Origin of the sequence: Embleya sp. NBC_00896 (genome assembly GCF_045207785.1) — a bacterium.
Classification (GTDB): Bacteria; Actinomycetota; Actinomycetes; order Streptomycetales; family Streptomycetaceae; genus Embleya.
This window is the reverse complement of record NZ_CP108776.1, coordinates 205,495-220,862: the sequence shown is the minus strand read 5'-3', so window position 1 is coordinate 220,862 and position 15,368 is coordinate 205,495. Positions and strand designations below refer to the sequence as shown.

The 15,368-nt window shown below is 71.4% G+C and carries 11 protein-coding genes; 1 reads left to right on the top strand and 10 read right to left on the bottom strand.

Annotated features, from left to right (window positions below):
• Positions 1-155: 155 nt before the first annotated feature.
• Together OG928_RS01060 and OG928_RS01055 are read right to left on the bottom strand one after the other, a co-directional pair.
• Positions 156-950, bottom strand: a complete 795-nt coding sequence (locus OG928_RS01060) for an ATP-binding protein (RefSeq protein ID WP_406277696.1) — start codon at positions 948-950, stop codon at positions 156-158.
• Entirely contained in the window at positions 947-1,600 is a 654-nt protein-coding gene (locus tag OG928_RS01055) for a transcriptional regulator (RefSeq protein WP_406277693.1), read from the bottom strand. The genes OG928_RS01060 and OG928_RS01055 overlap by 4 nt, the downstream gene beginning before the upstream one ends.
• A 1,008-nt stretch (positions 1,601-2,608) precedes the next feature.
• On the opposite strand from OG928_RS01055, the gene OG928_RS01050 reads away from it, so the two are divergent.
• Entirely contained in the window at positions 2,609-3,724 is a 1,116-nt protein-coding gene (locus tag OG928_RS01050) for a hypothetical protein (protein WP_406277690.1), read from the top strand.
• A 423-nt stretch (positions 3,725-4,147) separates the two neighbouring features.
• Here the strand turns inward: OG928_RS01050 and OG928_RS01045 are convergent, their stop codons facing one another.
• From OG928_RS01045 to OG928_RS01010, 8 genes are all read right to left on the bottom strand, one after another.
• Entirely contained in the window at positions 4,148-4,507 is a 360-nt protein-coding gene (locus tag OG928_RS01045; RefSeq protein WP_406277687.1) for an amphi-Trp domain-containing protein, read from the bottom strand.
• 22 nt (positions 4,508-4,529) lie between these two features.
• Positions 4,530-4,799 carry a hypothetical protein gene (locus tag OG928_RS01040; protein WP_406277684.1) on the bottom strand — a complete coding sequence of 90 codons (270 nt, stop codon included), beginning with the start codon at positions 4,797-4,799 and terminating at the stop codon, positions 4,530-4,532.
• Between the two features lie 296 nt (positions 4,800-5,095).
• Entirely contained in the window at positions 5,096-5,656 is a 561-nt protein-coding gene (locus tag OG928_RS01035) for a DUF1772 domain-containing protein (protein WP_406277681.1), read from the bottom strand.
• A gap of 143 nt (positions 5,657-5,799) precedes the next feature.
• A complete protein-coding gene (locus tag OG928_RS01030) occupies positions 5,800-6,093 on the bottom strand; it encodes a hypothetical protein (protein WP_406277678.1) in 294 nt (97 codons plus the stop codon).
• 743 nt (positions 6,094-6,836) lie between these two features.
• Positions 6,837-7,517 (bottom strand): response regulator, encoded by a 681-nt coding sequence (locus OG928_RS01025; protein WP_406277675.1) that lies wholly within the window; start codon positions 7,515-7,517, stop codon positions 6,837-6,839.
• On the bottom strand, positions 7,514-8,743 hold the full coding sequence (locus OG928_RS01020; protein ID WP_406277672.1) for a sensor histidine kinase: 1,230 nt from the start codon (positions 8,741-8,743) through the stop codon (positions 7,514-7,516). The genes OG928_RS01025 and OG928_RS01020 overlap by 4 nt, the downstream gene beginning before the upstream one ends.
• A gap of 110 nt (positions 8,744-8,853) precedes the next feature.
• On the bottom strand, positions 8,854-11,100 hold the full coding sequence (locus tag OG928_RS01015; RefSeq protein ID WP_406277669.1) for an MMPL family transporter: 2,247 nt from the start codon (positions 11,098-11,100) through the stop codon (positions 8,854-8,856).
• 495 nt (positions 11,101-11,595) lie between these two features.
• Positions 11,596-15,036: a DNA polymerase III subunit alpha gene (locus OG928_RS01010; protein ID WP_406277666.1), complete on the bottom strand. Its 3,441-nt coding sequence runs from the start codon at positions 15,034-15,036 to the stop codon at positions 11,596-11,598.
• Between the last annotated feature and the right edge of the window lie 332 nt (positions 15,037-15,368).

Below are 15,368 nucleotides of genomic sequence, written 5' to 3'. Positions count from 1 at the left end.
CCCGGCGCCGGGATGCATGTCGTGGAGGGCGGCCGGCACGGTGGAGGCGGGCGGCGTGCCCGTCGACCCGCACCCGCCCGCCGTGCTGAACGCCGTCGCGGCGGCGACGGCGTCACGGGGCGGACTCCGACCGGGGCGTCGGCATCGCTCGGTGTTCAGCCGGCGAGCGGAAGGTCGGCCCAGTAGGTGACTCCGTGCGCCAGGGTGTGGGTGCCGTGCGCGCTTGCCAGCAGCGCGACGATGTCGCCGCCGCGGCCGTGTTCTTCCGGTGTGCAGCTCGCGGTCCAGGTGCCCTCGTCGGCGGCGGGGCCGCCGTCGTGGACCTCGATGCGCAGGATGCCGTTGGCTCCGGTGTGCAGCAGGTGGAGGGCGACGGGGGGCAGGGCGTGTTCGACGGCGTTGGTGACGAGTTCGGAGACGACGAGCAGTGCCCGGTCGGTGGTCTCGTCGCCTATGCCCCACGCGTCGAGGGCGGCGTTGGTGATGCGGCGGGCGGTTCCGACGGACTCGGGACGGTGGGGGAGGATCCAGACGCGGGGCGGCTCGCCGATTCGCGCGCGAGTGGCGGACTGTGCGGGGACGGGGCGGCCCGGGGAGCCGAGTGGAACCGTGTCGGCGGCCTGGTGGTTCGAGGTCGCCGACACCGCGTGGTCGCCGCCGTCGAGCAGGACGTTCATCGCCGGGTGGAGGGCTTCCTCCGCGCGGGCGAAGCGGATGACGTCGTCCGCGTCGGCATGTTCGTACGTCCGGGCGATCACCGTACGCAAGGCCGGGTCGCCGACCGTCTCGGTGCAGCCCGGAGTCGGGTCCTCGAACGCGTCGCGATCGGTGTCGTCGGCCGGCTCGCCGAGTGTCGTGGTCCGGGCGTCGGGAGCGGTCAGGTGGTGGCGGGCGATGCACTCCCGGCGGGAGAAGTACGTTTCCGGGCGGAGGTCGGGCAGCCGGGTCATCGTGGTCGGTCCTTCGCGCTTGGTGTTCTGAGCTCGGCCAGCAGGCCGTAGACGGTGGATCGGGACACGCGCAGGGCCGTGGCGACGGCCGGGGCGGCGCGGCGCACCGCGAACACACGGGCCTCGTCCAGCCGGCCGAGGACGGCGAGGCGGTCCTGGCGGGTCATGCGTTCGATGGGGCGTCCCGTTTCGCGGACGTAGCCGCCGATCACGTGCTGGATGCGCTCGGACCAGTCCTGCTCGAACAACGGCTCGGGGCGCTGCACGGTCGGCGCGCCGAAGGCGGACAGGACGGCGGCGGCCTGCTCCAGCGGCGTGCGGTCGAGGTTGATGCACAACACCGCGGACGCCCGGTCCTGCGCATCCCGCAGGACCGCGCTGACCGAGGACAGCCGTCGGCCGTCCGCCAACAGCTTCTCGTACGGGCCGTACACGTCCTGTGCCGACGGGTCGAGCGCGTCCAGCTCGCCGAGCAGAGACGGATCTCCCGGGCCGCGAGCGGTCATCGGGTTCCAGATCTCCAGGACCCGGTCGGTTTCCGGATCGTGCAGGACGACCTCGGCGTACGGGCCGAGCAAGAGCGCCACGGCCCGGCACACCGGGGCCCACATCCGAACACGAGGGTCGCGGCCCTCGTTCATTGCGACCATGTCTGGACTATATGTCCAGATTCGACAATCTGTCCAGATCGGGATGGGCGTGGGCGGGCGGCGCTCGGCAGGCGTCCGACGTGTGGTCGGGTCAGTTCCGATTGCGCGAACCTCGCACCCGTCGACGTCGTGGCGCCGTCGGTGGCGTTGCGCCACGGGCGTGTTCCGGCCGGTGGGGGTGTGGCGCGAGCGAGGCGAGGTGGCCGGGTGTCTCCTTGGTCGGTGCCCGTTCCGCCGTGTTGCCGCTGCGGTTCGGGGGGTTTCGTGGGGGTGGCCCGTCGGCTTGTTCGGTGCTTACCCGACACGTCGGTGCACCCCTAGTGTCGAGATCACGTGTCGTGGTCGACCGGTCACGATTCATCACCACGTTCGTGGTTCGAGCGGGTCGACGCGTCCGTCCCGGTCGCCGCGCTTGTCGGATGCCGGGGGTGAAAGGCGGGACTCCGCGAGGGTTCGACGTGGTTGCGACCGGCGCGGGAGCTGCGGGATCGAGGGGAGGGGACCGCGTGGCGATCCGGGCGGAGGAGGTGCGGGTGTTCCCGGCCGGGGACGACGTTGAACGGGTCGGGGAGACAGCCCGACGCGGCTTCGGCCGTGTCCGCCGTGAACGGGCTCGGCGCAAGGGCTCGCGGGTTGGATCCGCCGGCACGCCGTCGACCGGGTGCCCCCGCGAACGGCGCCGCCGCCGACGACGCGCCGAACCCCGGGCCCACCGGTTCGACGCGCGCCCGTGGCCGCGACACCCGCCACTCCATCCGCCGACCGAGTCCCGCCATGAGCCTCGTGGCCTACCCGATCACCGGGCCCTCACCGACGTCGACCCATCGGCACCGTCGGGGCGGTGCCGTCGTACGAACTCACCACCGATCCGGGCCCGATCCGCGCCTCGCCGGCGCCGGCTACCGTGCCCGATCCGGCCGGGTGCCGCCGGGAGCGACACGCATCCGATCGGGGTCCCCGGTACTGGACGACGCCGCCTCAGTGGCGCGAAACGAATGGAGAAGGCGCATGAGTCTGGTGTCACAATCCGTGGCCGGGTCCGCGGGTGAGGGAAACGACGCGGAGACCGCCGGGGTGGGGACGGTCCTGGTCTACGAGCTGTCCACCGAGCCCGATCCGGTGCGCGTCTCACCCGCGGAAGGCGCCGTCGAACGCGCCGACCTGGTCATCGTGGGCAGCCGGCACTCCGACTCGGGTATCGAGGCCCGCAAACTCACCGTGTACATCCCCACCGGTACCGCGTCCGCCGAACTCGCCCTGGACCTGACCGGGATCGCCGCACAGACCAGCCTCCCCGGCTGGACTCCCGCCGCCGACCCGACCAACCAGCGCATCGTGTTCGCCCCACCGTCGGGCACGGCCACGATCGAGCCCGGCCAGGGCGTCACGATCCAGCTCGGCGGCATCCGGATCAACCGCGTCGTCGGCAGCGCACCCGTCGTCCTGGAACTCGAATACCGCGCCGTGGGCACCTCCGCGTGGAGAACCGACACCACCACACTGGGCGTCGGCAAGTTCCCGGCCGGTTTCTACCTGCGCAACCTCCGCGTCGATCCGCTCGTCGTGGAAAACGGCGGCACCGCCACCCTCGAATGGGAGGCGTCCCAGGGCGCGACCTACAAACTCCTCTACGGCACCGCCGAGATCGACGTCACCAACCGTCGCGACTACCCGGTCACCAACATCCGCCAAAGCACCATGTTCTACCTGCGCGCCATCGCCCAGGCCGGCAACGACCACGTCGAACGCACCCTCAACGTCAGCGTGACGGTCAACAAACCGGACATGGTCGTCCGCAACCTCACCATCGAAGGCCAACTCGAAGCCACCGGCCCCGTCCAACTGTTCGCCGCCCCGCAGAGGATCGAGGCGCCCTTCACCGGGACAGCGCCGAGCGACGGATTCCTCTGGGCCTACGTGCCCCGGGGGCAAATCCGGCTGTACATCGGGCCGGATTCCACGGCCAGGCGCGGTGTGCTGGTGGCCGGTCCGGACGCCACCTACTACGGCGACCAGAAACGAGTGGCCTTCCCCGTCCGCAAGGGCGAGAGCGTGAGCATCAATCTGGAGGGAGGCGACGGCCTCTTCTTCTGGTTCTCCTTCGGCGGACTTCCCCTCGGCTGACCGGGCACACGTCGTCTTCGTGCTTGCCCGGTTCGTGGGGCACGGCCTACCGGCGGTTTGTCGACGGCGGCTTCGCGTAGCGCTATGCCGTGAAGTGGCTTTATTCGTAAGCCCGTTCGGGGGTGAACTGCTGCGTGCCGAGCCCGCGACCGCCCCGCACGGTCACGTTCGAGAGCACCGCCCGCCGCGTCACCACCCCACCCGGCCGGGGGCCTCGAAGATCCCGACCGGCTCCCGGTCGGTGTGCCCGGCGAAGTCGCCCGACACCCGCCGCCGGTGTCCGGCCTCGTGCTCGCCACCTAGGCAGGGATCACTCGCTGTGATCGCCGCGGGACGCCACAGGCTGACTGGCCTGCTACGAGGTCGGCCGCCGCCGACCAGGGCGTGGGGGTCGGCCCGAGGCCCACGGCAGGACTCAGGGCGTTATGTGGCGGACCGCTTCGCGCTTTTGCTCCTGTTGGTGCCCGTGCTGCTCCGACCGGGCTTGGCGGGCACACGCTTTTGCCTCGTGACCGCCTCTGTGCCTGCGACCGCCTGCGAAGGCGCTGTCGGGGTCGGTGCGGTCGGCCACTTGAACTCGATCTCCAACTCGATCTGCCCGTTACCGACCTCGATCTCCATCTCGCTGCGAAGGTTGTCGGGGACCCGCAGGCTCAGCGTCCCGGGGCCGAGTTCCAGTTCGGCATCCCCACCTTCCCTCAGCACGGCTGCGAGTGCCGTGAGCTGGTCAGCCGCCTCAAGGCGTGACAGCGAGCGCTTCTGCTCAAACTTGAGATCCTTCATGCGTGACTCCAACCTGGGGTGGTCACTGAACGCTGATGCGGTCTTCCAAGAAGAGCGCGAAAGCGTTGACGGCGTTCTTCCAGTGTGGCGCGATCCGGTTCAGGTCGCGTGCGCGCGGTTCGATTGCGGGTGGCCTTGCGCAGGCGTGCGCTCCGGGAACGCCGGGTAGGGGACGAACTCGGGCCAGGCCCGATGCCAGGTCCGGACGACGCGGGATGACGGCCAGGATGTGGTCCGTGTCGATCGCGGCCAGGGCGGCGGCGATCTCGGCGTCGGCGGACGAACCGAGCAACGCCGGCGGATCGGTGAAGCCGGTGCTGTAGACGTCGTCGTGATCCAGAAGGTGATACCCCCGCCGGGATCCCCGTCCAAGGCGCGGCCGATCGCAGTCACCAGCGTTTCGTCGAGGCCGGCCTGCCGGACCAGCCGCGGAAGCGGCCAGGCGTACCAGTTTCCGCCGAAGTGAGGGCGTGCTGCGGCGTGTCGCCTTCGGGTTGGGTCGGGAGTGGGTGGGTTGGCGTCGGGGTGCGGTGAGGGTGCTGATGAGGGGTGTGGGCGAGACGCCCTTGGCCGACTGCGGGGCTTGTTTCAGATCCGGTTGCGGCGGTGGAGGCGGAGGGCTTTGGCCATGGCGAGGGTGGCGCCGGTGGTCAGGAGTGCGCGGATGCCGTTCCAGATGTTCCAGGTGGTCTCGAAGTCGGTGCGGGCCTTGGTGGGGTCGGCGTCGCCGGTGGAGGCGAGCATCTCGTTGAGGGGGACGTTGATGCCGGAGGTGGTGAGCACGGTGGTGGTGTAGAGGGCGAGCGCGCCGATGGCCCACTTCATGGTGGTGCCGCCGCCGCGCTTGCGCAGCTTCCAGGCGGCGACGGCGGGTGCGGCCAGGGCGCCGAAGAACACCGCGAAGAAGAGCGGGTTCTCGATCCCTGTGTTGATGCTCTGCATCGAGTTCACGAACCCGGTGTCGTCCTTGGTGGAGAGCATGGGCATGACCACGGCGGTGAAGGCGACGTAGGTGCCGGCCATGAGTCCGTTGGCGACGGTTCCGGCGGTGAGCCAGCGGCGGACGGTGTCGCGGGTGGCGGCGACGGTGTCGGCCGAGGCAGCGGCGGTGGCGGCGGTGGCGGTGAGGGTGTGGTTGATGGTGGCCATGGCGAACTCCCGAGGGGGTGGTGTGTGGGGGTCGGGCGGCTCGTGGTTCCGGTGTTTCGCCGCCCTCTTCTTGACACCTCAAGATTCGCGTGTGCGAGGGCCGCGAACAACGGCCGATCCCGCAACCACGGTTAACGCTCGGGTTACCGATGCGGCCAGTCCCTCGGCGCAGTCCGGGCCGCGTGCAGTCGGGCGCGGCCTTCCGTCTTGCATGGCTTCTCCTGGAACAGGAGCACTCCCGACGCGCCTCGACATCCAGGACGCAGCCCGCGTTCCGCGATCGCCGACGTGGCGTCGCCGAGGAAGCGGAGGGACTGTTGGAGATCGCTGCGGCCTATGGCCACGCCGGTGCCGAGCACGTCCTGGTAGCGGTCGAGGGGGCGATGTGGGAGGCGCGTCACCAACCCCGACTGGACCCGGAGCGGTTGTTCGCTCATCGCCTCCTCGGATCGCGTGTCCGGGACGAGTTGGCGGAACGGATGGGTATTCCCCAAGGATCGGATGAGGACTATCCGGCGCAGGATCTCGCGGTCCTGGAGCGACTTGCGGTATGCGCTTATCCGTTGCTGTTCCGACAGTGCACGCCACGGTCCGAACCGGAGGTCCTTCGCCTCGGGAGAACACGGATTGCGGAACTCATGCTTCATCGCGCCGACTTGGCGATCGTCGATGAATGGCGGGACAAAGGCCCGCAGGAGCACCCGCCCTCTCACGACGAGAGGGTCCTGACCTCGTTGAAGGCAGTCGTGCTCTATTTCGACGACGCGAGCGGACGCGGCACGTTGACAGTGGACGACCGCCTCGAACCTGTCGGCTTCTCACTCCTCATAGAGGTACGAGGGCGCGCGCGACTGCGCCAAGGAGAAGCCATCGAACTCGAAGTGAGGGGCGAGCCCGGGGCAGACGACTGCGAGGCGGTTCTCATCGACCGCTTCTCATGGGTGGGAGCTCCCAAGACGATCGATGGCGAGCAGTCCACCCGGGACCGGGCGTGCGCGGGTCGCCGCCCCGGCGTCCGGCGGGCTGCGATGGACAAGTCGTTCATGGGAGTTCCCGTAGAACGTGAGCCTGGCCCCGCTCGGCCCGGCTCCTCCGCCGCGGACCTCCCCGTTTCCCGGTGCCCGGGGTGGTGCGGGCACGATGATGGCTGCCATGAGGGCGCGCGGGGGGTCCGCTGTCGTCAGAGGCTGGGTGGTTCGGCGCGTACGAGGGCGTTTTGGTAGGCGATGACGACGAGTTGAGCGCGGTCGCGGGCGCCGAGTTTGGTCATGGCGCGTTGGATGTGGGTGCGGACGGTTAGGACGCTCAAGACGAGTTCTTGGGCGATCTGGTCGTTGGATTTGCCGTGGGCCGCCAGGACGGTGACTTCTTGTTCGCGCGGTGTGAGGTCGGCGAGGCGTTCGGCCGGGGCGAGGGGCGGTCCGGAGGCGGGGGTGGTGAGGAAGCGGGTGATCAGGGCTTGGGTGGCCCCTGGTGACAGGAGGGCTTCGCCTGCGGCGACGGTGCGGATGCCGTCCAGCAGCGCGTTGGTGGTGACGTATTTGCCGAGGAAGCCGCTGGCGCCGACGCGGAGTGCCTGGGCGACGTATTCCTCGGTCTCGAACATGGTCAGGATGAGGACGCGGGTGCCGGCGAGGTCGGGGTCCTCGCAGATGGCGGCGGTGGCGGCGAGGCCGTCGGTGTCGGGCATGCGGATGTCCATGAGGACGACGTCGGGCCGGTGGGCGCGGGCCAGTTCCACAGCCTGGTGGCCGTCCGCGGCCTCGCCGACGACCTCCATGTCGTCGCAGGAGTCGATCAGGAGCCGGAAGGTGCCGCGCAGCAGGGCCTGGTCGTCGGCGAGCAGGACGCGGATGGTCAACGGGTTTCCTCGTGTTGTTGTCCGGCCGGGGCATCTGCCGGGGTGCGGGGCTGAAGGGGGAGGGCGGCGGCGACTTCGAAGCCGCCTTCGGGTCGGGGGCCGGCGCGCAGGTCGCCGCCGATGGAGTGGGCGCGTTCGCGCATGCCCATCAGTCCGTATCCGCCGCCGGGCATCGGCGGGACGGCCCCGCCGTTCGCTGTGCCGTCGTTGGTGACGGTGACGAGCAGGCGCGAGCTGTCGTAGCGGAGCCGGACTCGGGCCGCGTGGTCGGGCGCGTGTTTCGTGGCGTTGGTCAGGGCTTCCTGGATGATCCGGTAGGCGGTCAGGTCCACTCCCGGGGACAGGGGCTGAACCTGTCCCTCGGTGGTGACGGTGACCGTCAGGCCGGCCGATTCGCAGGCCGCGACCAGCGTTGGGAGGCGGTCCAGGCCCGGGGTGGGCTCCAGCGGGTCGGCGTCCGGGTCGGCGGTCCGGCGCAGCACGCCCACGGTGGCGCGTAGTTCCAGGAGCGCGGAGGTGGTGGTGCCGACCAGGTCGGCGAGGATCTTGCGGGTCTGTTCGGGGTGGGTGTCGGCGAGGTGGGCGGCGGTGCCGGCCTGGGCGTGGGCGACGGCCATGTAGTGGGCGACGGCGTCGTGGAGTTCGCGGGCGATGCGCATGCGTTCCTCGGCGACGCGGAGCCGGGCTTCCTCCTCGCGGGTGCGTTCGGCATGCGCGGCGCGGGCCTTGACCGATTCGAGGTAGGCGCGCCGGAAGCGGCTCCTGCCGCCCAAGGACACCGGCAACATCAGCCACAGGACCGTGCCCACGGTCCGGAGCATGAAGTCGTCGCCCAGCGGCGCGCCTGCCAGCGAGGTGGCCACCAGCACGGCCGCGGTCGCCGAGCCGTAGATGCCGGTGGTCCGCGAATCGGTGAGCGCGGCAAGCCAGTACAGGGCGGCCATGACGGGAGCCAGCAGCAGGGGGCTGGGCAGGTAGCCCAGGCCGGTCAGCGCGGCGGCCGCGGCGGCGGCGACCGCGAGGGCGGTACGCGGGCGGCTGCGGGCGGCCAGGACGGCCGCGCTGCCCACGGCGAGGATCCAGGCGGGCCACAAGGCGTGCGGGGGTGAGGACTCCGATGTGCCGATCTGGGCCCCGAAGACCGTGCAGACGCACAACGCCACCGCCGTCACCACGTCCGTGGCCCGGGCATGGCGCTCCGCGTACCGTTCGAGGGTGCTGGTCATCGTGCTCTCCGTAGGGGGCGTGGCGAGGTCCATGGTGGCCGATGACGACGAGGACAGGCGCGCGGGCCGCCCGAGACACCTTGCTCGGGCGGTCCTGCGGGCGGAGTCGGTCACACGTGCGCTTGGACCGGCCCGTCCGGATCGGGGCTCGGACTGTGCGACCGCGCGTGGCCGAGCGCCGCGCCTTCCACGTCGACGCGGGGCAGGACGCGGCCCAGCCACGCCGGCAGCCACCAGGCCCGGTCGCCGAGCAGGGCCAGGACGGCGGGCACGATCGCCATGCGGACCACGAAGGCGTCGAAGAGCACTGCGGCGGCCAGGCCGAACCCGAGCATCTTGATCAGCCCTCCCTGTTCCCCGATGAACCCGGAGAAGACCGCGATCATGATCAGCGCGGCGGCCGTCACCACCCGGGCGCTGTGCCGGAACCCGGACACGACCGCCTGACCGGCGGATTCCCCGTGGGTGTACGCCTCCCGCATCCGGGAGACGAGGAAGACCTCGTAGTCCATGGCCAGTCCGAAGACGATGCCCATCATGAAGATCGGCATCAGGCTCATGATCGGCCCGGTCTGCTCGACCCCGAACAGGTCCGCCGCGTGTCCCTCCTGGAAGACCAGCACCAACGCGCCCAGCGCCGCCAGCACCGAGAGGACGAAACCCAGGGCCGCCTTGACCGGTACCAGCACGGACCGGAAGACCAGCAGCAGCAGCACCACCGCCAAGCCGCCCACCACCGCCAGATACGGCACCAGCGCGGACTGCACCTTCGCCGCGATGTCGATGTTCAGCGCGGTCGTGCCGGTGACCTCGAACGTCGCCGAGGCCTGCTTCTCCACAGCCGGACGGTCGCGGCGGATCGTCTCCACCAGGGTCTTGGTCTTCTCGTCTGTGGGGCTGGTCGAGGGGGTGGCCCGGAAAACCGCCGTGTCGCCGGCCTGGTTGAACCTGGCCTGCGAGACCGACACGATGCCGTCCGTGCCGCCGATCCGGTCGCTGATGGTGCGCACCGCGGACTGCGGGTCGGCTGCTCCCCTCGCGTCCACGACGATGGTCAGCGGGCCGTTGAAGCCCGGGCCGAAGCCCTCGGCGAGCGCGTCGTAGGCCCGCCGCTCGGTGGTGGCGGTGGACTTGGCCTCGTCACCCGGCATGCCCAGCCGCAGCGACGCCGCCGGCACGGCCAGGGCGCCCAGGCCCACCACGCCGAGAACCAGCACCGCCACAGGACGACGCAGCACGAAACGAGCCCAGCGCGTGCCCAGGTTGCCCCGCCCACCCGCGCCCGGCGCACCACCGCTCGGGAGCACGACCCGGTCGCGGCCCCGTATGCGGGACTTGCGTGTCCTGCGAGCCAGCACCGCGTTGGGCCAGAACCCGAGCAGCGCGGGGACGACCGTCAACGCGACCAGCACGGCGACCGCGACGGTCCCCGCGGCGGCCAGGCCCATCTTCGTCAGCGTCGGAATCCCGACCACCGCCAGGCCCGACAGCGCGATCACCACGGTGAGCCCGGCGAACACGACCGCCGACCCGGCGGTACCCACCGCCACCCCGGCCGCCTCCTGCGGTGCCCGGCCGCGCCCGCGCTCCTCCCGATAGCGGGACACCACGAACAGGGCGTAGTCGATGCCCACCGCCAGGCCCAGCATCATCCCGAGCGTGATCGTGTCCGAGGACAGGCCCAACGGGCCCGCCAGCAGCAGGATCGCGAACAGGCTCACGGCGACACCCACGATCGCGGTCAGCAGCGGCAGGCCCGCGGCCGCCATCGACCCGAACGTAAACAGAAGTACGACCGCCGCCGCCGAGAGGCCGACGATCTCCGCGGTCCCGCCGGGTCCGCCGCCGCCGTCCATCGCCGACCCGCCGGTCTCCACCGTCAAGCCCGCCGCCCGCGCCTGGTCCGCCGCCTTGTCCACCGCCGCACGGCCGGCGTCGGTGACCTTGGAGGACTCCACCTTGTAGGTGACGGTCGCATACGCCGTCGACCCGTCCTCGCTGACGGCCTTCGACTCGAACGGGTCCGCGACACCGGCCACTTGCGGGCCACTGCCCAGCGAGGCCACCGCGTCCTCGACTGCCTTCCGCGTGTCGCCCGCGGTCACTTTCCGCCCGCCCGGGGCGACGAAGACGACCTTGGCGGTGGCGCCGTCCGCGGCCGTTCCGGGAAAACGGTCTTCCATGAGATCGAACGCCTTTTGCGACTCGATCCCCGGCATCGAGAACTCCTCGTCCGAGGGCCCCTGCGCCTGCGCGGCGCCCACCGCGACCGCGACCAGCACCCCCAGCCACACCAGGACGACCAAGCCGCGCCGCCGAAAAGCGGCGCGACCGAGCCGATACAGAAAAGTCGCCACGTCAGGGTCTCCATTCCACAAGCGATGACCGCTCAAGGCTCGCCCGGGGAGACCCGTCCCGTCGTCATGCCGCTACGGACACTGCGCCCTACTGAAACCGGACCACCAACTACTGAAATCGCAGTAGGCGCCCACGGCTCCACCCGCCCGGACCGGCTCGACACCACCCGCGCCGGCAGCGTCCTGGGCGGGCGGCGGGCCGGGCCCGCGAGGGCCAGGTTGGGATTGTCCGACGAGAAGTCCCGGCGGCCCGCCCCGGTCATGCACTTCAGGGCATCGAGGCGGGTCATGCGTCTGAGGTTGTCGACGTCGCAGTCCATCCCGGCCAACAGTTCCTCGGGGTCCAGGTCGTGGGCGAGCGTCAGGTAGTACGCCTGGAAGGCGCTTTCGTCTCGACCAGGGCATCGAGGGCTCGTTGGTCGTCGTCGTGGACGTCGGAGAGGGCGCGGTCCTCGCTGAGGGTGTCCATCGGCGAGGCGGCCATCTCCCGGGTGCTCAGCCGGGGCTTCCGGGGCTGCGGTGGCCGTAGCGGCTGAGGTCGGCGGAGCGCTGTCCGGGGGGTTGGAGGTCGGCGTAGGGGTGTTGGCGGGCGCCGGTGCCGTGGACGAGGACGCGTCGGGGTTGGGCGGGGGTGGGGTGCGGGGCGGGGGCGCCGAGCAGGTTCAGTACCGCTTGGGGTCCGTGGTCGCGGCGGATGGCGGCGATTTCCTCGAGGTCCCAGGCCATGCTGCCGACGATGGTGCGGCGGCGCCCGCGGACCTGGACCTTGCCGCGGACCAGGAGCAGCCCGGAGTGGAAGACGGTGTGTGCGCAGGCCGGGTGGGAGTCCTCGAAGAAGGCGAGGTCGACGAGGCCGGAGCCGTCCTCGAGGGTGACGAAGATGACCCGTTTCCCGGACGCGATCGGCGGGGTCTGCGTGGAGGCCCGGATTCCGGCGACGAGGACTTGCCGGCCGGGACGCAGTTCGGCGAGGTGTCGGGCGTCGACCGCGCCGATCTCGCGGAGCAGCCGGTGGTGGTGCTCCATCAGGTGTCGGGTGACGTCGATGCCCAGCACGTGGAGTTCGGCGCCGACGGCCTCGCGGATGGTCATCTCCGGCAGTCCGCTGGGGTGGGTGGCGTCGAGCCGGCTGTCGTCGAGGGGGAGTTGCCCGTCGCCGACCCCGCGGGTCCGGCGGTGGAGTTCGGGCAGTTGCAGGAGCAGGTCCCTGCGGGTCAGGTGTCCGTCGTGGACGGAGTCGAGGGCGCCGATGCGGGCGAGGTTTTCGGCGGTGGGCAGGGTGGGGCGGGCGCGCTGCCACCAATCGGACAGGGAGGTGTAGGGCCGGCCGGCGGCGATCCGGGCACACTCCTCGTCGGTGATGCCGCGTACCGCCGACAGCGCCAGGCGCACCCCCCACGTTCCGTCCCCGGCCTGCTCGACGGTGTGGCCGGACTCGGAGCGGTTGACGTCGACGGGCAGGATCGGCACCCGGTGGCGGCGGGCGTCGGCGACGATCACCCGACGCGGCCACATCCCCGGGTCGTGCTCGAGCAACCCCGCGTACAGCGCGGCCGGATGGTGCGCCTTGAGCCACGCGCTCTGCAACGCCGGGACGGCGAACGCCACCGCGTGCGCCCGGCAGAAGCCGTAGGACCCGAAGCTCTCCACGATCCGCCACACCTCGTCGCGCACGTCCGGGGTGTAACCGCGGGCGGCGGCGCGATCGTGGAACCAGGCCCGGAGCCCGGGCCGGCGGTCCCGGTCGCCGAGCGCGCGGCGGGCGACGTCGGCCAGTGCCAGGTCGCAACCTGTCATGACGGACAGCAAACCCATGATCTGTTCGTGCCAGATCGTGACGCCGTAGGTGTCCGCGAGGACCGGTTCGAGGTCGGGGTGGGGGTACTCGGGTGCGGCGCCGTGGCGGGCGGCGACGTACCGCTCGGGCATGCCGCCGGCCACCGGTCCGGGACGGAAGAGGCTGATGTCGGCGATGACGTCCTGCACGCCTCGCGGCTGCAGGCGGCTCAACAGGTCCTGCTGTCCGGGGCTCTCCAGTTGGAACATGCCGATGGTGTCGGACGCTTGGATCATCTTGAACGCGAAGAAGTCGTCGAGCGGCACCTGGTGCGGATCGTCGAGGTCGATGTGTGCGCCGGTGGTGCGTTCGACCTCGGCGACGGCGTGTGCCATCGCGGACTGCATGCGCACCCCCAGCACGTCGAGTTTGATGAGTCCGAGGGCTTCGACCTCCTCCTTCGCGGCCTGCACCATGGGGAACCCGTCGCCGGGCGTGGGCTGTACCGGCAACCGGTCCAGCAGGGTGGCGTCGGTGATGATCACCCCGCACGGGTGCATCGCCATCCCGCGCGGCAACGCGTCCAACCTCTCGGCGAGTTCGAACAGCGGCCCGTACCGCGCGGCCTCGGCCGCCAGCGGCCGCAGCTCGGGTAGCTCGGCGAGGGCCGCGGTGATCCCGCGCGCCCGGATGTGGGGGAAGGACTTGGCGATGCGGTCGATGTCGGGCGCGGCCAGGCCCAGGGCGAGGCCGACGTCGCGCAGGGCGTGGCGGGCCCGGTAGGTCTCGGGCATCGAGGTCACCGCGACCCGTTCGCTCCCGAACCGTTCGAAGATCCTGCGGTAGACGTCCAGGCGTCGGGCGGACTCCACGTCGATGTCGACGTCCGGCAGCGACGACCGACGCTCGGAGAGGAACCGTTCGAACAGCAGGCCGTGGTCCAGCGGGTTGGCGGTGGCGATGTCCAACGCGTGGCACACCATCGACCCCGCCCCCGACCCGCGCGCCGCCACCCGCACGCCCATCTTCCGCACATCCGCGACCACTTGGCCGACCGTGAGGAAGTACGTGTCGAACCGCAACCGCGCGATCACCTCCAACTCCCGCGCCAGACGCTGCCGCGCCGCCTCGTCGCGGTCCAGGCCGCGCCGGACCATCCCGGCCTCGCAGCGCTCGCGCAGCACCCGCGCGGCCGAGTCGGGCGTGGCGCCCACCACGGCCGGTTCGGGGAAGTGCGTGCCGCCCAGGCCCAGGTCCTCCACCGGGTGCAGCCGGCACTCGTCCGCGGTCGCCGCCGTCCGCGCGAGCAGTGTTCGGGCGCGGTCGGGCCCGGCCCCGGCGGCATCCGCGATCCGTGCCGCGATCGCGGCCATCGCCGCCGGATCCTTCAACCAGCGCTCGCGCGGGTCGAGGTAGGCCGGGTACGCGAAGCGGATGGGGCGCAGCAGCCGGGCGGCGTCCAGGATGTCGGCGACCTTGTGTTGGTCGGGGTCGGCGTAGCGCACGGCGTTGGTCAGCACGGCCGCGACCCCGGTCCGGTCGGCGAGCCGCAGGGTGCGCGCGGCCAGGCGCAGCGAGCCCGGCCCGGTCCCCGACAACCCGTAGTACAGGCACTCCAAGCGCAGCGCGTCGCCGAACAGTTCACGCCACGGCGCCAACAACCGCTCCGCCGTGTCGGGGCGGCCGTCCGACAGCGCTCGGACCGGCTCCGAGGCCGGGCCGAGCAACACGGTCAGCCCCGGCCCCGCGTGCTCGCGCAGCGCCGACCACGGCACCACCGGCGGCCCGCCGGCGGCGTGTGCGGCCGAGACCAGGCGGCACAGCCGCGCCCAGCCGGCGCCGTCCCGGGCGAGGAGAGTCACGCGCAGCGGGGGTCGTTCGACATGGGCTCCGCCGCGTACCGGCGTTCGGCGCCGCTCCGCGCGGGGCGTGCCGGGCACGGCGGGGGCCACGGCCACGTCGACGCCGAGGATTGGGCGCACTCCGTGCACCGCGCACGCCCCCGCGAAGCGCACCGCGCCGCCGACGGTGTCGCGGTCCGTCAGCGCCAGGGCCGACATACCGCGCTCGGCGGCCCGCGCCACCAGATCCTCCGGATGCGAGGCACCGTACCGGGCCGAGTAGCCCGAGGCCGTGTGGAGGTGCGTGAAACCGTCCACGGCGCACCTCCGCCCTCACCCACCCCCTTGTCCGAAAACAACCTCTTATTCGGACAATAGTTCGAAAAGATCAACTTTGCCAACCGACCCTGTTGCGACGGTCGGCGTCAGGTGGCCATGGGCAGCGATTGTTGGCCACTGTGTGCGGTGCACAAATCCTGGGCCAGATCCCATGACGGCAGTGGGCTGTCGGCGGAGACGTCAGATTGGACCTTCGGCACGCCGGAACCGGCGCCTGCGGGCCAGTGGGATGCACTGGTAGCACGACGTCGAAGCCACCGGCCTGGGTGATCACGTTTGTGAGTGGAAGCCGGGCCCGCGCCCCGGACCGC